This is a genomic window from Polyangium sorediatum (assembly GCF_029946465.1).
Classification (GTDB): domain Bacteria; phylum Myxococcota_A; class Polyangia; order Polyangiales; family Polyangiaceae; genus Polyangium; species Polyangium fumosum.
Window position 1 is genome coordinate 64046 of the sequence record NZ_JARZHI010000024.1, and the last position, 21280, is coordinate 85325.

17 protein-coding genes are annotated in these 21280 nt (G+C 68.8%); 10 read left to right on the forward strand and 7 right to left on the reverse strand.

Annotated features, from left to right (window positions below; all coding sequences use genetic code 11):
* Both QHF89_RS25465 and QHF89_RS25470 read right to left on the reverse strand, forming a co-directional pair.
* Positions 1-387 (reverse strand): hypothetical protein, encoded by a 387-nt coding sequence (locus QHF89_RS25465; RefSeq protein WP_136969141.1) that lies wholly within the window; start codon positions 385-387, stop codon positions 1-3.
* 87 nt (positions 388-474) lie between these two features.
* Positions 475-2022 (reverse strand): alkaline phosphatase D family protein, encoded by a 1548-nt coding sequence (locus tag QHF89_RS25470; RefSeq protein WP_136969142.1) that lies wholly within the window; start codon positions 2020-2022, stop codon positions 475-477.
* A 137-nt stretch (positions 2023-2159) separates the two neighbouring features.
* Between QHF89_RS25470 and QHF89_RS25475 the strand changes: the two genes are divergently transcribed.
* From QHF89_RS25475 to QHF89_RS25485, 3 genes are all read left to right on the forward strand, one after another.
* Complete coding sequence (locus QHF89_RS25475; RefSeq protein WP_136969143.1) at positions 2160-2963, forward strand: Uma2 family endonuclease; 804 nt, start codon at positions 2160-2162, stop codon at positions 2961-2963.
* 8 nt (positions 2964-2971) lie between these two features.
* Positions 2972-5383 (forward strand): exo-beta-N-acetylmuramidase NamZ domain-containing protein, encoded by a 2412-nt coding sequence (locus tag QHF89_RS25480; RefSeq protein WP_136969144.1) that lies wholly within the window; start codon positions 2972-2974, stop codon positions 5381-5383.
* A gap of 128 nt (positions 5384-5511) precedes the next feature.
* Positions 5512-6105, forward strand: a complete 594-nt coding sequence (locus tag QHF89_RS25485; RefSeq protein WP_136932049.1) for a hypothetical protein — start codon at positions 5512-5514, stop codon at positions 6103-6105.
* Positions 6106-6108: 3 nt separating this feature from the next.
* Here QHF89_RS25485 and QHF89_RS25490 read toward each other — a convergent pair whose 3' ends face one another.
* Positions 6109-7119 carry a hypothetical protein gene (locus QHF89_RS25490; protein WP_136969145.1) on the reverse strand — a complete coding sequence of 337 codons (1011 nt, stop codon included), beginning with the start codon at positions 7117-7119 and terminating at the stop codon, positions 6109-6111.
* A 95-nt stretch (positions 7120-7214) separates the two neighbouring features.
* Here QHF89_RS25490 and QHF89_RS25495 point away from each other — a divergent pair, with 95 nt between their 5' ends.
* Positions 7215-8333: a hypothetical protein gene (locus QHF89_RS25495; RefSeq protein WP_136969146.1), complete on the forward strand. Its 1119-nt coding sequence runs from the start codon at positions 7215-7217 to the stop codon at positions 8331-8333.
* A gap of 3 nt (positions 8334-8336) precedes the next feature.
* Here QHF89_RS25495 and QHF89_RS25500 read toward each other — a convergent pair whose 3' ends face one another.
* The 3 genes from QHF89_RS25500 to QHF89_RS25510 are packed head-to-tail and all read right to left on the reverse strand — an operon-like array spanning position 8337 to position 9921.
* A complete protein-coding gene (locus QHF89_RS25500; protein WP_136969147.1) occupies positions 8337-9023 on the reverse strand; it encodes a DUF4336 domain-containing protein in 687 nt (228 codons plus the stop codon).
* A 19-nt stretch (positions 9024-9042) separates the two neighbouring features.
* Positions 9043-9729 carry a DUF4336 domain-containing protein gene (locus QHF89_RS25505; RefSeq protein ID WP_136969148.1) on the reverse strand — a complete coding sequence of 229 codons (687 nt, stop codon included), beginning with the start codon at positions 9727-9729 and terminating at the stop codon, positions 9043-9045.
* 18 nt (positions 9730-9747) lie between these two features.
* Positions 9748-9921 (reverse strand): hypothetical protein, encoded by a 174-nt coding sequence (locus QHF89_RS25510; protein WP_170229412.1) that lies wholly within the window; start codon positions 9919-9921, stop codon positions 9748-9750.
* A gap of 441 nt (positions 9922-10362) precedes the next feature.
* Here QHF89_RS25510 and QHF89_RS25515 point away from each other — a divergent pair, with 441 nt between their 5' ends.
* The 5 genes from QHF89_RS25515 (at position 10363) to QHF89_RS25535 (ending at position 18659) form a co-directional block, all read left to right on the forward strand.
* Positions 10363-11253, forward strand: a complete 891-nt coding sequence (locus QHF89_RS25515; protein WP_136969149.1) for a tRNA1(Val) (adenine(37)-N6)-methyltransferase — start codon at positions 10363-10365, stop codon at positions 11251-11253.
* Positions 11254-11430: 177 nt separating this feature from the next.
* Positions 11431-12936 carry a hypothetical protein gene (locus QHF89_RS25520; RefSeq protein ID WP_136969150.1) on the forward strand — a complete coding sequence of 502 codons (1506 nt, stop codon included), beginning with the start codon at positions 11431-11433 and terminating at the stop codon, positions 12934-12936.
* 159 nt (positions 12937-13095) lie between these two features.
* Positions 13096-16929, forward strand: coding sequence for a protein kinase domain-containing protein (locus QHF89_RS25525; protein WP_284720925.1), 3834 nt, complete (start codon positions 13096-13098; stop codon positions 16927-16929).
* Between the two features lie 28 nt (positions 16930-16957).
* Complete coding sequence (locus tag QHF89_RS25530) at positions 16958-18055, forward strand: DSD1 family PLP-dependent enzyme (RefSeq protein WP_136969152.1); 1098 nt, start codon at positions 16958-16960, stop codon at positions 18053-18055.
* Positions 18056-18065: 10 nt separating this feature from the next.
* Complete coding sequence (locus QHF89_RS25535; RefSeq protein ID WP_136969153.1) at positions 18066-18659, forward strand: DUF7691 family protein; 594 nt, start codon at positions 18066-18068, stop codon at positions 18657-18659.
* A 4-nt stretch (positions 18660-18663) separates the two neighbouring features.
* Here the strand turns inward: QHF89_RS25535 and QHF89_RS25540 are convergent, their stop codons facing one another.
* Entirely contained in the window at positions 18664-19173 is a 510-nt protein-coding gene (locus QHF89_RS25540; protein ID WP_136969154.1) for a M23 family metallopeptidase, read from the reverse strand.
* A gap of 259 nt (positions 19174-19432) precedes the next feature.
* On the opposite strand from QHF89_RS25540, the gene QHF89_RS25545 reads away from it, so the two are divergent.
* Positions 19433-21277, forward strand: a complete 1845-nt coding sequence (locus QHF89_RS25545) for a MutS-related protein (RefSeq protein WP_284720926.1) — start codon at positions 19433-19435, stop codon at positions 21275-21277.
* Positions 21278-21280 lie beyond the last annotated feature (3 nt).

A 21280-nucleotide genomic window follows, 5' to 3' on the forward strand; every position in this document is an offset into this window, starting at 1 on the left:
CTAGAGGAAGAACTGGTTGCAGCAGGTCGTCGCGAGCCCGCACTGGTATGCGCCGGGCTCGTGCAAACACTTGCCGACCTCGACCCCGTCGACGAAGCAAGTGCAAGCAGCCTGCCCTGTGCTCCATCCACAAGAGACACGAGCGGCCTTGCCGTTGCACGTACCGCTGCAAGGGCAATTGCCGCCGGACGACTCGTGACAAAAGCCATCGGTGACGCACGAGAGCGAGCCGGCTTCGCCCCCACCTTCGCCCGTTTCGGGCGACGCGACGATCGACGGCTCGCTCCCGCCTTGTGCGTCCTTTTCGCTCCAGCCGCTCACATAACTGTCGTCGCAAGCCACGAAGGATCCGAACACGAGCGCCTCGAGCACCAGCGTCTTTTGCATGGCGTCGGAGGCTAGTTCCTCGCGCGCCGTCGTCGATCATGGGCTGCCCGACACGGGTGAAGCGAATACGCACGAGCGGCGCGGGAATCAGCTCTGCGCCTCGATCTCCACGCCCCACATCTCCTTGCCGTCCCCGTCGTGCAGCGAAGCACGAAGTCGACCGGTCTTTCCGTCGATCACGAGCATCCCGAACGACTGCTTCCCGCCTGCGGGCCCGACCGGCGGATCCCCCTGCTTTCGATTCTGAAATTTTACCTCTGGCCCGAACGTCTCATCGAGCGGCGCCGGCCCGAACGTACCCGCGTGCAGCGGCCCGGCCACGAATTCCCAGAACGGATCGAACTTCGTCGTCTTCGCCCGCGAAGGATCATAATGGTGCGCAGCGGCGTAATGCACGTCCGCCGTGACCCATAGGACATTCCGGATACGTTTTTCCTGAAGGAACGACAGGATCGACGCAATCTCCAGCTCCCGCCCGAGCGGCGGCCCCTCCCCGTTCGCGAATCCGTCCTGCGCCGTGGGGCCATCCGGCACCACGAGACCGATCGGCTGGTCGCACGCGACGATCTTCCACGTCGCCGTCGACCGCACGAGCGCCTCTTTCAGCCACACGATCTGCGCTTCGCCGAAGATGATGGCCGGCTCTTTTTCCTCGCGGTTCGGCCCATTCGGCGTGCGAAAGCTCCGCGCGTCGAGCACGAAGACCTCCACGCGGGGCCCGTACGAAAGCACCCGATGAATGGGCCCTTGCCGCATCGGCGCATACTCGAACATGGCCTGCTTCGCGAACCCGGCGAGCACCGGCGCCCGCCGCTCCTTGTACCTCGGATCGCTGAGCACCTGCCCGGGAAACCAGTTGTTGCGCACCTCGTGATCGTCCCATTGCACGATCGTCGGCACGGCCGCGTGCAGCCGCCGCACGTGCTCGTCGAGGAAGTTGTACGCGAAATTGCCCCGAAAATCCTCCAGCGTCTCGGCCACCTTTGATTTCGCCGGCGTCACGAGGTTCTTCCAGACTGACCCATCGGGCAGCTCGACCTCCTCCGACAAGGGATTGTCCGCGTAGATCCGATCCCCCGAATGAAGGAACAGATCCGGCGCGAGCTCTGCGATCGACGCATACGTCTTCATCCCGCCGCGGTCCACGTCGATCCCGAACCCTTGCCCGACCGTATCGCCCGACCACACGATCTTCACATCCTCCCCCGGCCCCGGCGGCGCGCGCAGCGTCCCCGCGGCCTCCACGCTCCGCGCGCGCCCCACGTCATCCGCCTCGAAGACCACGCGATAATGGATCCGCTTCCCGACCGGCAAACCCGTCAGCTCCATGCGCACCGTGAAATCGTTCTCGGCCGTGGCAACGGGCCCCTCGAGCTTTCGCGTGTCGCTGAACCGATCATCGGTCCCCCATTCCACGAGGAGCCGCGCCGGCCGATCCGTCTTGCTCCAGAGCACGACCCTGTCGGCCGTGGGATCGCCGGTCTGCACGCCAAACGGAAGCGTCGGTCGCGCCGCCTCGGGCGTCACGACCCCCGGCGCCCCCGGCGAACCACACTGCCCGGTGCAGGACGGGAGCGCGAGCGCGGAGAGGGAACCGAGGAGGAAATGGCGGCGGGGGAGGAGAAGCGTGGACATGGAGAGCGGAAGGAGGATCGCCTGGGGCGAAGGCGATGGCAAGGGGCTCTGCGAGGAACCCCACGGGGTTCGTCCAGGAACACGTGGACAAACGTTTTTCTTGACAGAACGAGAGGCACCCGTGGTAGGAGGGCCCGGTGAGCGACCCTCTTGTCGCTGCGTCGCCCGATCCCGTGGATCCCTTCCCTGCGGAGGCTCTGCCATGGTACCCTTCGGACATGGGCAACGCGGCGCGCAACCTCGGCACCGACGATCCGACCTTCTACCCGACCCACGACGACATGGGTGAAAGCGCGCTCCAGACGCTCATCATCGAGCTGTTCCGCCCCTTGCTTGCCCGCTTCCTCGCGTCGCAGGGGGTTCGGGCATTCGTGGGGTCCGATCAGTTCATCTACTGGGTCCAGTACGCCCCGACGGTGACGGTCGCGCCCGACCTTTACGTCCTCCTGGGAGTGGATCCCGAGAGTGCGCCGAAATGCTGGAAGGTATGGGAGACCGGCATCGTCCCGAGCTTTGCGCTCGAGGTGATGGCGGAAGAGAACCAGAAAGACCAGGAACAGGCGCCGCGCCGCTACGACGAGCTCGGGGTGAAGGAGCTCGTCGTGTTCGACCCGCACGCGGACGAATTTCCCGACCGCATCCGGTTCAGCGTTTACCGGCGAAATGCACGCGGCAAGCTCGTCCAGGTCGAGGTCACGAACGCCGATCGTATCCGCTCGACGGTGCTCGGTTGTTTCGTGCGCGTGGTCGGGACCGGCGCGGCGCAACGCTTGCGGGTCGGTCTCGGGCCCAGCGGGGACGAGCTCCTCCCGACGGAGGCTGAGCTTGCCGAGCGGGAGCGCATGCGTGCCGAGCAGGAGCGTCTACGGGCCGACGCAGCAGAGGCGGAAAATGCACGTCTGCGCGTCGAGCTCGAACGGTTGCGCCGCGGCGGCGCGTAAAGAAGGGGATGGTCGTCCCGCGGTCCCGCCCCGCCCTCGCCCTCTCCCTCAGCCTGTGCGCCGCCTGCGCCAACCCTCCGCGCCCCGAGGAGCACCAAACCACCGCATCCGCATCCGCTCTCGCAACCGCTTCCGCTCCCGCTCCCGTCACCATTCCCGCCTCCGCCCCCGCAACCCCCCTCCCCACCTTCCCGCCCGACGCCGAATCCCGCCTCGACGCGGCTGTCCGCGGCGCCATCGATCGCGGCGAGGTCCCGGGCGCCGTTCTCCTCGTCGTTCGCGCGCACCACGTCGTCCTGCGCAAAGCCTATGGCCTCCGCGCAAAGGAGCCCTCTCCCTCGCCGATGGCTCTCGATACCGTCTTCGACCTCGCCAGCCTCACCAAACCCATGGCCACCGCGAGCTCGATCCTCCTCCTCGCCGAACGCCAAACCTTGCGCCTCGACGATCCCGCGCAGAAATGGCTCCCCGATTTCACCGGTGACGACCGCGCGCGCGTCACCCTCACCCACCTCCTGCTCCACACCTCCGGCCTCCCGGCCGGCGATGCGATTTCCTCGTACGCCGACGGCGAAACCCGCGCCCTCGCCCGCATTCAAAAAACCAAGCTCCTCCACCCTCCCGGCGAGGCCCACGTCTACAGCGACCTCGGGTACCTCCTCCTCGGCGAAATCGTCCGTCGCGCCTCGGGCGAGCCCCTCGACGTGTTCGCCGCGAAAAACCTCTTCGAGCCCCTCGGCATGAAGGACACCACCTTCCGCCCCGGGCCCCGGCTCGCCGCGCGCGCGGCGCCCACCGAGCGCGCCCAGGACAAACTCCTCCTCGGCGAGGTCCACGATCCGCGCGCCCGCGCCCTCGGCGGCGTGGCCGGACATGCGGGGCTCTTCTCCACCGCGGACGACGTCGGCCGCTTCGTCCGCATGCTCCTCGGCGGCGGCGAATTCGAGGGCCGCCGCATCCTCTCGAAGACCTCCGTCCGCGCAATGACCGAGCTCCTCCCCTTGCCCCTCCCCGAAGGCAGCCCCGACAAACCTTCGTCGCGGAGCCTCGCGCTCGGCTCGCTCTTCGGCGGGATCGGGCATACCGGGTTCACGGGCACCGCCTTCTGGCTCGACGTCCGCCGCGGCGACGCCGTCGTCCTGCTCGCGAGCCGCCTCCATCCCGACGGAAAAGGCGACGCCGCGCGCCTCCGTCGCGACGTCGCGAATGCCGCGGCAGCGATCCCCCCAAGCCCGCCCGCGGCCCGCGTCCGCGTGGGCCTCGACATCCTCGCCGCACGCGGGTTCGACATCCTCGCGGGCCGCAAGATCGGCCTCATCACGAACCACACGGGCAAGGACGCGCGCGGCGAGCGCACGATCGACGTCCTCGCCGCCTCGAAATCCTTCGAGCTCAAAGCCATCTTCAGCCCCGAGCACGGCCTCGGCGCCGACAAGGACGCCCTCGTCCCCAGCGGAAAAGACGCCCGCACCGGCTTGCCCGTCCATAGCCTCTACGGCGCGGATCGCCGCCCCACGGACGCCATGCTCGCCGGCCTCGACACCCTCGTCTTCGACATGCAGGACGCTGGCACCCGGTTTTACACGTACATCAGCACGATGGGATATGCCCTCGAAGAGGCCGCGAAGCGCCGCCTGCGCTTCGTCGTCCTCGATCGACCGAACCCGCTCGGCGGAATGGTGCTGGAGGGCCCCCTCCTCGATCCCGGGCGCGCTTCGTTCGTCGCGTACCATTCGATCCCCGTGCGCCACGGCATGACCGTCGGCGAGCTCGCGCGGCTCTTCGACGCGGAGAAAAAGCTCGCCGCCGATCTCCACGTCGTGCCGCTCGAAGGCTGGGATCGCTCTTCCCGATTCGACAAGACCGGCCTCCCCTGGGTGAACCCCTCCCCCAATCTGCGCAGCGTGACCGAAGCCCTCCTGTATCCCGGCGTGGGCTTGCTCGAATTGACGAACGTCAGCGTCGGGCGCGGCACGGGCAAGCCCTTCGAGCGCGTGGGCGCACCGTTCCTCGCCGGCGCGCGCCTCGCCGCCGAGCTCGCGCGTTTTGGCCTCCCCGGCGTGCGCTTCTCGCCCGTCCGCTTCACCCCCGCGTCGAGCACGCACGCCGGCGTGCCTTGCGAAGGCGTCGCGCTCGACGTCACCGATCCCGCGCAGATCGAGCCTGTCCGCGTGGGCCTCGCGATTGCGATCGTTTTGCGCAAGCTTCACCCCGAGGAATGGCAGCCCTCCGGCCTCTTGACCCTGCTCGGAAACGCACGTGTCCACGAGGCGCTCGTCCGCGGCGAGGATCTGCCGCGCCTCGTCGCGCTCTACGAGCAGGATCTCAAGGCTTTTTCGGATCGCCGCAGGCCACACCTGCTCTACCCCGCGTTCGAGCAGGACAATCGATCGGACATTGTTCATCCTCTCGATCGGTAGGACATTTTTCATCACGTCATAAGATGAAAAACCGTGACGGACGGAGGTTCCGTGTTATCATCTGGAAACGACACGGACGGCGCGCGACGGTGGATGGCCGGCGCGCCTCCGCGACCGAGGAGGAACCGATGGACAAGGTCTCGCTGACGTACTTCGTCGATTTCGTGCTGAAGTCCGGGACGCCCAAGCTCACCGGCGTGCGCGAGTACAAGGAGCGCAAAGACGAGCTCAGCACGGACTTTTATCGTCCGATCCGGGAGGCCATCGTCGAGATGCACAAGAACGGCCTGCCGGCCTCCACGCTGACCGAGGTCACGCGCGCGCAGGACGACGAGAAGCGGCAGAAGCATTATCCGCTCGTGATCGCCGGATATCGCTCGTTCCTCGCCGAGGGCCCGATGAATTTCTTCGAGCCCCCGCGCGCGGGCCTCTCGCTCGGCGCGCTCGAGATCGACGTGAACCCCGAGCTCGGGCTCGTCCTCTCGGGCAAACCGCACCTGATCAAGCTCTATTTCCGCAGCGAGCCGCTCACGCCGCGCCGCACCGCCGTGATCCTCGCGCTCCTCTCGCGCGGCCTCTGCGAAGGGCACCCCGAATACGTGCCAGCCGTGCTCGACGTGCGCAATGGCAAGCTGCACACTTACGCGAACACGAGCTCGCGCATCGACGTCCTCTTGCGCGGCGAAGCCGCTGCGTTTGCCGCGATGTACGGATCCGTTTGACCTTCAACGAACTCCGTCCGCGCGCCGGATCCACACCGGCCCTTGCGGACGGAGCTCGAGCCCATTCTTTCCTTCGCGAAGCACGAGCGCCCCGTCCGGCAGCGCCTCCCCCTTCTCGGGGCGCTCATGGACCGGGCGCATCGGAATCTTCCGCGTGTCCCACACGACGTAGGTCCACGGCAGCGTGGCCGACGAGAAGATCGCGCTCTTCTCTGCCCATACCAGCGCCGCGTTGCAGCTCTGCTCGGGCTCCACGCCCCAGCGCTCCGACGGCGCGATCGCCTGGTTTTCGCCCGCGAACACGACGCCCGAGCCAGCGACCTTGCCCCCGAACATCTCGGGCCGGAGCCGGCTCGGATCCCCGAGCACGGCTTCACAATCGAGCCGCACGATCGGCTGCCGGAGGAGCACGTGCATCTCCGGCTCGTCGGAAGGCACGTGGAGGAACACGTCCGCGAGGATCTTCGCGCGTGGCCCGGTCACGCGCACCTGATGCAGCCGCGCCACCGACGTCGCCATGCAGAACACGAGGCCCACGGCCGCCGCCACGATCTCGATCGGCCGAAGCCCACGCCGCGGTTTGTCGTCTCGAACCTCCCGCATCGAAGGCGTGAGCACCCGGTAGCCGAGCGCCACGAAAGGAAGCGCCAGCAGATCCGTCGGATCCGCCCAGGTTTGGAAAGGCAAACCGAGCGCCACGAGCGCCGCGTCCCACGCCGCGGCGAGGCCCTCCGAAAGCTCGAGCGCCGAGAACACCACGGCCGCGGCCACGTGGCAGCCGATCACGGCGCGCCGCCCTCGCGCGCGGACGAGCGTCGCGAGCAGCGCGGGCGCGAGGAACAACCCCGCCACGTCGCTCAACTTGCCCGTCACAAACCCGGGGACGAGGCCGCTGCCCTTGAGGACGTGATCATTCCCCGCGAGCACGGCGAGCGCCATCCACCACGCGGGATGCGCGAGCGCGCGCGCCGGGTGCCACGCGGCCTCGTCTTTTCGAGCGTCGTGCGTTTTCATTCGCACGACAAGATTACGCGGAATCACGACATCCGAAAACCACCCATCACGCGCCTCGACATGTGCGCCCGCTCTCTGCGAGAATGCCCACCAAGATGCGACGCGCGACCTTCTCCCCTCGCCTCCTCGGCCCCGCGGCCCTCGTGCTCCTCGCGGCCTGCAGCAAAGACGCGACGCCCCCCGCGCCTGCGACCGAGAGCGCCGCGCCCGCCGCCGCGCCCGCGCCGAGCGAGGCTACGCCTGCGCCGAGCGAGGCCGCGCCCACGCCCACGCCGGAAACGACGGCGGCGGCCGCGCCCGAAAAGCCCAAAAACATCGTCCGCTCGTCGCGCCCCACGCCCCTCGAATGGTGCCAGGCCCCGATGGCAAAGCTCGGCTGGGAGGGCTACGAGGAGGGCGAGTTCATCCAGGCGTGCAAAATGCTCGAAGTCCGCGAGTGGGTGCTGATCGGCTGCCCGACGAGCGGCCAGCGCGAATACAACAAGAGCCTCGGCGGCTACAACGGCGCCTCCCCCGGCGGCGGCAGCATGGCGACCAAGGAAGAGATCTTGGCGGCGAATTACGGCTGGGCCGACGCCGTGGTGATCTCGCTCCGCCCGGGGACGAAGGCCAAGCCCGCCTTCAACTACCGGCCCTACGAGCATCCCGAGCAGAGCAAGGACGAGACGTTCTCCTTCGAGATGCCCGAAAATGCGAGTGGCCTCGAAGATCGACTCTTCAATGGCGGCAGGTGGCCCGCGTTCAAGGAGCGCGACACCTCGCGCTGCGAAGAAATGGCCGCCACCGCGAAGGCCGAGGCCGCCGCAAAGGCCGAGGCCGATGCAAAAGCGCAAGCCCAGGAAGACGCGAAGATCCTGCCCGACGTCGAGGGCCTCGCCGCGGCGCCCGCGGACGAGGCGCTCGCCGCCGAAAAAGAGGTGCTCGTGACGGGCTCGGGCGCGGTCGGATGCAAGACGAAGATCGTCGAGAGCTGGTTCTGGATGCGCTGCGAGGGCAAGGTGAAGATCACCGCCCTCGACATCGAGAGAGGGCGCAGACAAACGCAGACGAAAGCGAGCGCGGAGGAGGGCGTGGGCAAGCTCCTCGTGCCTTACGTCGAGGGCACGGATCTTCGCGCGAAGCTCACGTTCGAGGGCGGCGAAAAATTCCTGAAGCTCCGCTGGCCCAAGGGCAAACGGCCCTTCCAGGTCGGCACGATCGGCGAGACGCGCTGAGGCTTAGAGGTAGGGCGATAGCGCCGCTTGCACCCGGTCTTTCGCGCCCGAGGCGACGACCTCGCCGTGCGCCATGATCAGCCGATCGAAATCGAGCGCGGCCACCTCGCGCAACGACGCGCGCAGCGCCGCGCGGTCCTTCGCGATCAGCGGCCACTCCCGGCCCATCGCGAGCTTTCCGTTCGTGCCGAGCGCCGCGTAGACGAGCTTCGATACGAGGCCCTCGGGCTTCTCGATGTTGAACAGGATGTCGGACACGACGAGCGTCCGGCTTGCGTGGTGCAGGAACACCACCTCGGACACCATCGGGACGCCCTCGACGAGCCGCAGATCGACGGAGCCGCCCCACGCGGCAGGCGGCTCGGCGGAGAGCACCTCGTCAATGCGGACCGAGGGGATCTTCTCCTGCACCCGCGGCGCGGCAAAGACACGCGCCTCCGGGTAACGCGCCGACGCGGCGCCGAGGAAGAGGTTGTGAAACCGGTTCGGCGCGACGAGGTACGCGACGCGCCCGAGCTTCGCGAGCGCGACGGCGAGCGTATCGTCGATCGGAATGGGCGAATGCACCCAGAGCTCATCCCCCGGGAGGCGCGCCACCGTCATCCGCGCGTTCATTCGGACAAAGCCGGCGAACCGCAGGGGGTGCTCGGCGGCCCACAGGTCTTCGGCGATGGATACGAGTTCGGTCATGAGATGGTTTCCTTGCGGCTCAAACGTACGGGCCGAGCGCCTCGCTCACGCGGGCCTTCGCGCCCGAAGCGACGACGTCACCGTGCGCCATGATCAGCCGATCGAAATCGAGAGCGAGCACCCCGCGCACCGAGGCCTTCCACGCGGCCTTGTCCTTCGTGATGAAATTCCACATCCGGCTTCGCGCGAGTTTTCCGCGCGTCCCCATCATCGTCAGCACGATCTTCGTCGCGAGGCCTTCGGGCCGCTCGATGTTGAACAGGAGATCCGAGACGACGAGCGTCTTGCTCGGGCGGTGCAGGAAAACCACCTCCTCCATCTGCGGCGCGCCCTCGACGTGGCGCTGCTCGAAGACGCCGGCCCACGCAGCGGGCGCCTCCCCGGACAGCACCTCGTCGATGCGCAGCGAGGGGATCTTCTCTTTGAGCCCCGGCGGCGCGAAGACACGCGCCTCGGGAAAACGCGCCGACGCGGGGCCGAGGTAGAGGTTGTGATACAGGTTCGGCGCGACGAGGTACGCGACGCGCCCGAGTTTCGCGAGTGCGGCGGCAAGCGTATCGTCGATCGGAATGGGCGAATGCACCCAGAGCTCATCCCCCGGGAGGCGCGCCACCGTCATCCGCGCGTTCATCCGGACAGAGCCGGCGACCCGCAGGGGGTGCTCCGCGGCCCAGAGGTCTTCGGCGAGGGATACGAGCTCGGCCATGAGGTGTTTCCTTTTTGATCACTCGTTCACGACGGCCATGAACATGTCCGTGATGTGGTCGTGGCCTGCGGGGTTCGGGTGGATGCAGGTGAGATCGAACCAGCGCGGGGTGTTCGGACCTCGATAGCACGGCGCGGCGGGGTTGTCGTTCTCGAAGCCGTGCCCGCAGAGATCTTCGAGCAGGAAGAACACTCGTCGTTGTTCGCGAAGACCACGAACACGCCGTTCGGGAAGTCGACGCCCGCGATGTCCTGGTGGTTCGTCCCCATGCAATGCGATCCGATTGTGGGATCGTATTGATCGCAATCGGGTCCATTGCTCTGCGGGTTGACGAAATCGTCGGCGAAGCACTCCGCCGCAGTGAGTTTTCCGGGACCATCCCCCGCGCCGCCTACGCCGATTCGTCCCCGGAACACCCGTGGACGGCAAACGCCGTCGTCGCTACGGTCAGGGCAAGGCACGCCGAAAGAATCGAAGCGGTTTTCATGGCGAGGCGGGAGAATAACACCTCTCGCTCCGCGCTCCGAGCCCCTCGGCGGAGACGGCGAACCCATTCGCATCCGTCTGCGACCGATCATTTTTGCGATGTTGGAATGGCGCCGCCCCATGCCCTCGTGGTAGACAACGGCCCCCATGCTGCCTGCATCCGCACCTGACCAGCTCGCCGCCGCCAAAGGCTCGGGGATCGTGCGCCCCGCGCGCCGCCCCGCCGGCTGGGTCGCTCCGGGCCCGCAGCCGCGGACGCCCGATCGCGAGGACGTCTGGCCCGGCCCCGGCGAGGACCTCTGCTACCTGGCCGGTGATTTCCGCATTCTCCAGCGCGTCGACGGCCACCGCTGGTCGGCCGACGACCTCGTCACGGCCTGGTACGCAATCGAGCAGCTCCGCCACGCGCCCCCGCGCCGCGCTGTCGATCTCGGCTGCGGCATCGGCACCGTGCTCCTGTTCGTCGCGTGGGCCTTCGCGGAGGCGCGCGTGACGGGCGTCGAGGCGCAGGACGTGAGCGCCGGCCTCGCGCGTCGATCGCTCGCCTGGAACGGCGTCGACGATCGGTGCGCCGTGCGTTTTGGGGATCTGCGCGATCCGTTGACGACCGAGGGCCTCGCAGGCGCGGAGCTCGTGACGGGCACGCCGCCGTATCTGCCGAAGGGCACGGGGATCGAGTCGAGCAAGGTGCAATGCGGCCCGTGCCGCTTCGAATGGCGCGGCGGCGTCGAGGACTACGCCCTCGCCGCGGCGCGCCTGCTCGCCGAGGACGCGCCGTTCGTGGGCTGCGCCGCCTCGCGCCAGCGCCCGCGCGTCGAGGCCGCGGCCGTGGGCGCCGGGCTCGTGCTGGAGCGGTACCGCGACGTCGTCCCGCGCGAGGGCAAGGACCCGCTGTTTTCGGTCTATGTGATGCGCCGCCCTGACGCGGCTCGCGCTCCAGAAATCGAGCCGCCTCTCGTGTTGCGCGGCAGGGATGGACGCTTCACGGCCGCGTTCGACGACGTGCGCCGGGCGATGGGAATGCCCGTCGAGCGTTAAGAAATTAGCAGCCGCCGCGCACTCCGAGAAAATCGAACTCCGAGCGGAACCACACGGGGCGAAAGCGGTTTTTCGTCCTTGATGCGTCCGGCCGAGGGTTGTAAGAATGTATTCTTCTTCGGTCCTCGGTGCGGCGCGGCGACAAGCCTCGCGCCCTGGACCGCTCGTGGAGGTCTCATGCGCAGGAACGTTTTGCTTGGGCTCGTCATTTCTTCCGGGCTTTCCGTCCTCGCGGCCGGCGCCGGTTGCGGGGATGGCGGGTCGAACACCACCGGCAGCGGCGGCACGGGCGGCAGCGGCGGCGCTTCGAGCTCGAGCTCGAGCTCGAGTTCGTCGAGCGTCGCGCAATCGGGCTCCGGCGGCTCGACGGCCGATTCGAACGTGAGTTGCGATACCGCGACGGAGCTATTCCTCGACGATCCCGGTTTGCAGGACACGCTCGATCCGATCGATGCGGACGAGGATTTCTACAAGTTCAAGGGCGCGAAGGGGCAAGCCATTCTGCTTTCGACAGACGCGAAGCCCCCGCAGGACGAATTCGACAACACGTACCCGGATCTCGTCCTCACGCTTTACAAGAAGCAAGGCGCGCAATGGGTGCAGATCGCGGAGAACGACGATCCGTTCCCGCGTTCGAGCAACGACAGCTCGCTCTACACGATTCTCCCGGCGTCGGACGACGACGAGTACTGCATGCGGGTCACCGAATGCAACGTGTGGGTGGGCGGGGCTCCGGGCTGCGCGCCTTCGGCCGACATCACCACGTACGACTATGCGATCGGCGCGGGCATCCTCGACGCGACGCTCGACAGCATCGCGGCCGAGGTGGAGCCGAACGACGCCGCCGAACAGGCCACGGCCGTCGAGTATTCGAAGAATCCGCAGAGCGGCAACTATTACCTCTCGCTCCAGTGGGGCGGCTACACGAGCGCGACGGACGTCGACGTCTGGAGTTTCAACGTCCCGGCAGACGCCGTGACGGTGATGGGCGATCGCGCCGTCTGCAACTTCGACTTCTATCCGGGCGGCGACGTGGGCAGCGGCTCGACGGCCACGTCGGGCGTGATTGCGTACGTGACGACGGCCGCGGATCCGACGAAGAAGATCGCGCAGGTCGACGTGACGACGGGCCAGACGCCCGCGCAGATCGCCGTGCCTTGCGAGCTCGGGACCGATTACCTGTTCTTCATGACGCGCAAGGCTGGCTCGACGGCCGGGGAGAACGATTTCTACTTCGTGAACCACGGCGGCTCGGGCTCGAACCCGATCGAGGCGGCGACGAACGACTCCGTCGACGCGCCCGAGGCCCTGAAGGCCACGCCGAACGGCACGACGACGAGCTACTTTGTCGACGGCGACATCGACACGGCCCCGATGGACATCGATTACTACTCGGTCGACGTGCCCGCCGGCTCCGCCACGATCAGCGTCGCCTGCGGCGGCCAGCGCTCGGGCTCGGGCCTGCGCGGCCTCAAGGTCTCGGTGCTCGGCGCGAACAACATGGCGATCGCCGGCGGCGTCGCCACGGAGACCGAGGCGAAGGACCTCTTCCTCCAGGACGTGGCCGTGCCGAGCGGCGTCACCAGCCTGAAGCTCAAGGTCGAGGCGGCCTCGCAAGACGCCGAGGTCTCGAGCACGTTCTACCGTTGCGGCGTCCACGTCGCGCCGCCGGCCGCGCCGTAGTTTTACAGGACGCACCTCCCCTCCCCGCCCCCCGGCCCGCGTGATGCGCGCGCCGGGGGGCCGTCTGCCGCGAACCCAGCAAAAATTCGACGCTTCGCGAGGAGCCGCCCTTTCGTGGGGATGGACCGCGCCGAACTTTGCGCGGATACTTGGCGCCCCATGCTTCCGGGCCAGGTGGTCGACGGACGGTTCGTCGTCGAAGGGGTCGTCGGCCAAGGCGGCATGGCACGCGTGTTTCGCGCGACGGACCACACGACGGGCGAGGTCGTCGCGATCAAGGTCCTCCTCGAAGAGGAAGCGGCGAACATCGAGCGCTTCGAACGCGAGGCGGAGATCATGGCCGCGCTCGTGCATCCCGGCATCGTGCAGTACGTCGCGCACGGCCGCGACGGGAGCTTCCCCTATATCGCGATGGAGTGGGCCTCGGGCCAGAGCCTCGACCGGCGGATCCAGCGACAAACCTTGCCGATCGACGGCGCCGTGCGGCTGCTCCGTCACCTCGCGGAGGCGCTCGCGGTCGCGCACACGCAGGGGATCGTGCACCGGGACTTGAAGCCCGGGAACGTGATCCTGCTCGACGGCGATCTGGAGCGGCCGAAGATCATCGATTTCGGGATCGCGCGCCTCGGCGGCGCCACGAAGGAGCTCACGCAGAAGGGCGTCTTGCTCGGATCGATGGGGTACATGGCGCCGGAGCAGGCGCGCGGCGCGCAGAACCTCGACGCGCGCGCGGACGTGTTCGCCCTCGGCTGCCTGATGCTGCACGCGCTCACGGGCAAACGGCTCTTCGAGGGCGGCGACGCGCTCTCGTACCTCGTGCGCGTGGTCGTCGAGGACGCGCCACGGCTGCGCACGCTCCGGCCCGATGCGCCGCCCTGGCTCGAAGCGCTCCTCGCGCGGATGCTGGCGCGTGCGGTGGACGAGCGGCCGGCGAACGCAGGCGCGCTCGCGCTGGAGATCGAGCGGGCGCTCGAAGCGGACCTCGACGAGACCACGGTCGAGGCCGTCTCGCTGCCTGGCGACGCGCTTGGGGCGCACGAGCGGCGCGTCCGCTGCGTGCTCATCGTGCGGCTGCCGGAAGGGCCGGACGCGAATTCCGAAGGAAAAACCGCGCTCGAACGTGTCGCCGCAGGATTCGGCGGGGCGGTCGACGAGCTGCTCGACGGGCACCTGCTCGTGACGTTCCACGGCTCGGGGGCGGCGACGGACGAGGCGTCGCGGGCCGCGAAATGCGCGCTCGCGTTCGGGGATCATGTCGACGGCGAGCGCGCGGCGATCGTCGCGGCCGAGAGCGCGGGCGAGGCGCCGGCTTCGGCGACGATCGAGCCCTTCCTGCCCATGCTCTCGCGCGCGCCGCGCGACGCGATCGCGGTCGACGACGTGACCGCGGGCCTGCTCGGCGCGCGCTTCGACGTGAGCGGCGACGAGCAAGGCCTCTTCCTGCTCGGCGAGCGTGACGTCGGCGAACCCGCGCGGACGCTGCTCGGCCGGCCCACGCCGTGTGTCGGTCGAGACGTCGAGCTCGGCGCGATCCAGCGCATCTTCGAGGAGGCCGAGCGCGAGCGTGCGCCGCGCGTGGTGATCGTCACGGGCGAGGCGGGGATCGGCAAATCCCGCCTGCGGCACGAGCTTCTGCGCTGGCTCGGCGAGCGAGGCCGGCCGGTGGAGATCTGGATCGGCCAGGGCGATCCGATGGCGGCGGGTTCGTCGTTTGGCCTGCTCGCGCGGGCGCTCCGGCGGGCGGCGAACGTGATGGCAGGCGAGCCGCTGGAGGTCGCGCGGCGCAAGCTGCGGGCGCGCGTCGGCCGGCACCTCGATCCGATCCGCGCCGCGTCCGTGGCGGAGTTTCTCGGGGAAGCCTCGGGTTTGCCCTTCGAGGGCGAGGGCCGCCCGGGGCTCGTCGCCGCCCGGAGCAACACGACGTTGATGGGCGACCGGATCCGCCGATCGTTCGAGGAGCTCGTCGTCGCCGAGGGCCGCGCCGGCACGCTCCTGCTCGTGCTCGAAGACCTGCATTTCGGAGATCTTCCGAGCTTGAACCTCGTCGACGCGGCGCTCGCGCAGCGCTTGCCGCTCGTGGTGCTCGCGCTCGGTCGACCGGAGCTCTCGCGGACGTTCCCGGATCTCTGGGCCGCGCGCGCGCCGCTCACGATCTCGCTCGCGCCGCTCGCGGACGGCGACAGCCAGAGGCTCGTGCGCGCGGTGCTCGGGCCGCGGGCGAAGAGCACGGTGATCACGCAGGTCGTGGAGCGCGCGGGCGGGAATGCGTTTTTCCTGGAAGAGCTCGTGCGCGCGGCCGCGCGCGGCCGCGATCGAGCGCTGCCGGAGAGCGTGATCGCGATGGTGCAAGGCACGCTCGAAGAGCTCGATCCCCGCGCGCGGCGGGCGCTCCGCGCGGCGAGCGTCTACGGCGACGTGTTCACCGAAGCCGACGTGGCGGCGCTGCTCGGCGAGGAGACGCGCGACGCCGCAACGCTGCTCGGCGAGCTCTGCACGCGCGAGCTCTTGGAGCTACGCGAGGTGAGCCTGACGCGGCACGAGAACATCGTGGAGATGTACTCGTTCCGGCACGCCTACGTGCGCGAGGCGGCCTACGCGATGCTCACCGACGAGGACCGCGTGCTCGGGCACAAGCTCGCGGCGCGCCGCCTCATGGCGGCCGGAGAGCCCGATCCGATGCGCCTCGCCGAGCACCTCTTCCGCGCGGGCCAGCTCGACACGGCGATCACGCATTTCTCCCGCGCAGCCGAGCAAGCGCTCCTCGGCGGCGATCTCGGCAAGGCCCTCTCGTGCGCCGAGCGTGGCATCCAGTGCGGCGCGCTCGGCGAGGATCTCGGCCGCCTGCTCGTGATCCAGGCCGAGGCGCACCGGTGGCGCGGCGAGAACGTCGAGGCCATGCGCAAAGCCGAGCATGCGCTCACCGTCCTGCCGCGCGGCACCGACGCCTGGTGCGCGGCCGCGAGCGAGGTCACCACGTGCGCGACCAAGCTCGGCGATCCGGGCACGCTCGATCCCGTGGCGGCAGCGCTCGCCGAGGTCGTCTCCGCGCCGAAGCCCTCGCCGCGGCCGACGCAGATCGCCGCGTGCGCGCGCGTCGCCGCGGCGTTTTACGTGCTCGGGCGGCACGAGCTCGCCGAGTCCTTGCACGAGCTCGCCGCAGGGCACGAGGAGGCGCGCCGGGAGCCCTCGTCGCGCGCGCGCCTGCACGAGGCCGACACGCTGCGGGCGCACACGATGGGGGACGCGGCGGGCGCGGTCGGCGCGGTGGAGCAGGTCATCCAGGCCTTCACGGAGATCGGCGACGTGCGCAGCGTCGCGCTCCACCGAAGCAACCAGGCCGCGCTGCTGAACGCGATCGGCGCCTACGTCGAAGCCGAGTTCGCCGCGCGCGCCGCACTCGAGACGAGCGAGGCCCAAGGGCTCTCGCAGATCGTGGGCGCGGCCCAGCAAAACCTCGGGTTTTCCCTGGCACACACGGGCCGGCTCGACGAGGCCCAGACGCTCCTCTCCCGCAGCATCCGCGAGGCCCTCCTCCAGCGCAACCGCAGGCTCGAAGCCGGCGCGCGGATCTACCTCGCGATCGCGGCGCTCTACGCCCGCAAGCTCGACATCGCGGACGCCGAGGCGAGCGCGGCCGTGGACGCGCTCGCGGGCATGCCCCTCCACGCGTACGCGCAGGGCGTGCTCGCGATGGTCGAGCTCATGCGCGGGCGCACGCGCGAGGCCCTGCACATGGCGGAGAAGGGGATCAGCGCGCTCGCGGCGCGCGGCGGCGCGGCCGAGGAGGGCGAAGGGATCGTGCGGCTCGCGTTCGCCGAGGCGCTCGCGGCGACGGGGGACACCGAGGGCGCGCGGCGCGCGCTCTCCATCGCGAAGCGGCGCATCGAGGAGCGCGCGGCTTCGCTCACGCGGCCTGCGCATCGCCGGAGCTTCGTCGAGCTCGTCCCCGAGCATCGACGGACCCTCGATCTCGCGGCGCACATGGGGGCGTAACGCGGCAGGGAGGGAGGACGAACCAGCCATGCTCGAAGGGACGAGGGGCCAAGCGCTCGGCGAAATCGACACGCCCGCGCTCATCCTGAACATTGCGGCAGCCGAGCGGAACATCCGCGCGATGGCCGATCGGCTCATCCACGGCGCGGTGCGACTGCGGCCCCACGTGAAGACGCACAAGTGCCCCCTGCTCGCGCACAAGCAGATGGCGGCGGGCGCGATCGGCGTGACGGCGGCGAAGCTCGGCGAGGCCGAGGTGATGATTCGCGCGGGCATCCCCGAGGTGCTCGTGTCGACGCCGATCGTCGGGCGCACGAAGATCGATCGTCTGCTCGCGCTCTCGCGGCACGGCATCGTCCTCACGGTCGTGGACGACGCGGGCGCGGCGCGGGCGATCTCGGACGCGGCGGCGCGGGTCGGGCTGAAGATCCCGGCGCTCGTCGACGTGGACGTGGGGCAGCGGCGCACGGGGGTTTTGCCGGGCGAACCGGCGCTCGCGCTCGCGCAGCAGGTGGCGACGATGCCGGGCCTCGTGCTCGTCGGGCTTCAGGGGTACGAGGGGCATTTGCAGCATGTGCAGGGCCGCGACGAGCGCGAAACGTATTGGCGCGCCTCGATGAAGAAGCTCACGGACACGGCGGACCTCGTCCGCGGCGCGGGTTTGCCCCTCGACATCGTCTCCACCGGCGGCACGGGCACCTCGACGTTTGCCCTCGAAGCCACGGGCATCACGGAGATCCAGCCGGGCTCGTACGTGGTGATGGACGACCATTATGGCACGGTGCAAGGTGTGGGATTCGAGCAAGCGCTCTTCGTCCTGACCACGGTCGTGAGCCGGACGCGCACGACGGACGTGATCGTGGACGCGGGAATGAAGGCGCTCTCGAACGACAGCGGCCCGCCGAGGGTGCGAGGCATCGCGGGCGCGCGGTATACGTTCGCCGGGGACGAGCACGGCCGGATCGAGCTCGACGGCGAGGGGAGCGACGTGCGGGTCGGCGACAAGGTGCTGCTCGTGCCGAGCCATTGCGACACGACGATCAACCTGCACGACCACTACCACGTGGTCGAGGACGACCGGCTCGTCGAGGTTTGGCCGATCGAGGCGCGCGGTCGCATCCAGTAGGAGGAAAACGATGAGCTACAGCGTGATGGCGTATGCGGTCAAGTTCGACAAACTGAAGCCCGTCTTCAGCAGCGGCGACGACAAGCTGCGGCGGCAGATTTGCGGCCGGTTCAAGGCGCACCTCGCCCAGCAGGCGAACTGGTTCGAATCCGAGATCGCGGACGGCGCGCCGACGCCGTTCGACGCGGTGAAGGCGTTGATCATGGGCACGGTCCCCGAGAAGGGGCACGGATTCATGTATGCCTATGCCTACGAGCGAATCGTCGAGCACTTCGGCCGGTACCTGAACAACAATGCCTTTTCCTCGATCCGGTGGTCGTTCATGGAGGCCGTCGAGCAGGACTGGAAGAAATCGGGGCTCGACGAGACGCTCCCCTTTCGCGACCTGTACATTGGCAAGGCGCTCTGCAGGTTCCCGCCCCCCGACGATTTCCCCGTGCACGGCTACTGGAGCCCGGAGCAGGTCGTGGCGGGGCACAAGCGGTTCGGGGAGGTCCAGATCCACGCGGAGACGGACGACGTGCACGATGCGATCGTGGCCGTGCAGAGCTGGGTGGGCGAAACGTCGCGGAAGGGCGAAGGGATCGTCGGGTTTTATTACTGACGATTCACTCCTTCGGCAGCCGCGCCCCTTTTCGGTAATCGCCCATCACCTTCCGGATCTCGTCTTCGAGCAGGAACGTCCCCCAATACTGCTCCACCTCGCCGTCCAGCAGGAAGCCGAGGTGCAAATGCCAGCTCCCGTTCGCCACCCCGGACGTCCCGATCCGGTCGCCTCCTTCGATCCGCGTCCTCGGCGTCTTGCCCTCGGGCTGCACGTGCGCGAGCTCGGAGAGGTGCGCGTAATAGATGTGCGTGATCTTGCGGTCCCCGTACGGGATCGGCGTATCGAGCTCGATGCGCACGCAATACGGCGTATCACGCGGACCGGTCCAGAGCGTGTGCCCCGCCTCGGCGTAATCGACATACCCGGACGCAATCGCGTACACCGGCTTCTTGATCCCCATCACGTCGAGCCCGGTATCGGCCCGGTACCCGGCGATCACCCCCTCCGGCATCGGGTTGAACAGCCCGCTCGGCAACTTGCTCGACCTCGTCCCCTCGGGCCAAGTGGGCATGGCTACAGGTTCGTCAGGACCAGGGTTCAACGTGCTCCGGGAGGCCACGTCCTCGGTGGAGGCGGGAGCCGAAACGGAGCGCAGCGAAGGGAAGGCGAGCACGCGGGAAATGTGCGGGGCTTCGGTCCGCCCGGCGCTCTCCTCGTGAACCGCGCTCTGGGCGGGCCGACCGGATCCCCGCGCCGGAACAACACAAGCCGGGAACAAAACCAACACGAAGGTTCCAAGGATCCGAGCGGAGGTGGAGAGCATGTCGGTCATGGCGCTTCGGGTGGATCATCGGGCGACGGACGCGTTTCGTGACAACGTCGATCGCGGAAGCGTCTCCGAGGTACCATCCGTCTCCCTCGCGATGACCTCGAAGGCCCCCCTTGCTGCGGACGCCGTTCCCGTCCCCGACCTCCTTTGTGACGAGGCGGAAGTCCGCGTCGACCTCGACGAGCTCCACCAGACCCTCGCCTTCGCCTTCGCGCTCGGCACCTCCCTCGACGCCTTCGAGCGTGTCCTCGCGGCCGCCGCGCTCCCGTCCTCGACGTGGGATCGCAAGGACTTCGAACGGGACATCTTCCTCGAAGACCTCGTCACCCGCGCCCTGCGCATCCGCATCGGCGGCCGGACCGTCGCGCCCTGCTTGCCCTACCTCCTCCGCGCCATCTCCGAGCCGCCAGCCGACCTCCGCGTCGTCACGTTCCGCCAGCGCATCCTCGCCGAACTCGCGGGCAGCCCCGAGCTTCGCCGCGACTTCGAGCGCATCTACCAGCGCCTCGTTGCGCTTCGGGCGGCGTTTTGCGCCGAGGGCGGGTCACGCCGCGGTGGTGATACCCATCGACGCCTCGAAATCCTGCGGATCGTGCAGGAGGTCGTCGACGACCTCGCGGGCGCCTTCGCCGGCGCCACCTCCGGCGTCGCGCGGATCCGCGCGTTTGGCATCGCCGCGAAAGAGAGCGAAGCGTACCAGCAGCTCGAAGCCCTCCTCGATCACGAGCGCCACCTCGGCACCGTCGACCTTCGCGTCCGCGTCGGCGTCGACGGCACCTTGCGCACCTTCCAGATCGTCCGCATCCGCGAGAACCAGGACAACCCCCTCCACACCTCCGCCATCGCCCGCTTCTTCTCACGGCTCCGCCTCTTCTTGCGCGGGTATCGGGTCACGCCGGGCGAGGTCACCGAGCGCCTCCTCGACGACGTCTTCAGCGGCATGGAGCGCCCCGTCGCGCTCCTCTTCCAGCTCCTCGGCGACATGGAGTTTTACCTCGCCGGCCTCGGGCTCGCGGACCTCGCACGGGACAAGGGTTTGCCCGTTTGCCTCGCCGAACTCGTGCCCCCCGGCGAGGCCGGGCTCGTGATCGATCGCCTCTACAACCCGCTGCTCCTCGCCGGCAAATCCAAGCCCGTCCCCTCGAACCTCGGAACGGCGCACGGCGACGCCGTCGTCATCGTCACGGGGCCGAACTCGGGCGGCAAGACGCGCCTGCTCCAGTCGATCGGGCTCGCGCAGCTCCTCGGCCAGGCGGGGCTCTTCGTCACGGCCGAACGCGCGGTCTTGCCGCAGCTCGCCGGCATGTTCGTCTCGCTCATCGAGGAGGCGCGCAGCGATCAGCCCGAGGGGCAGCTCGGCATGGAGCTCCTGCGGATCCGCCGGCTCTTCGAGGAGCTCGGGTTCGGCTCGCTCGTGCTGCTCGACGAACTCTGCTCCGGGACGAACCCCTCCGAGGGCGAAGAGATCGCGCGGCTCGTGATCTCGCTCCTCCCGGAGCTCAAATCACCGGTCTTCTTGACCACGCACCTCCTCACGCTGGCCACGCACCTTGAAGACGAGCCGCCTGTCCCGCACCTCGAATTTTTGCAAGTCGATCTCGACGAAAACGAGCGCCCCACGTATGGCTTCCGCCCGGGGGTCGCCAAGACTTCGCTCGCCCACAAGACGGCCGCGCGGCTCGGCGTCACGCGCGATGAGCTCGCGGCGCTCATCGCCAAGAAAAAGCGCGCCGAGAGCCTGGGGGAGCGGCCGTTACCGTCGAGCCGTCGCGTCGCGCGCCCGATCGTTCCAGAAAAGAGCGCCGGTGCTCCGGAACGGCGCAGGCTCCGCGTCACGCGCCGGTAATTC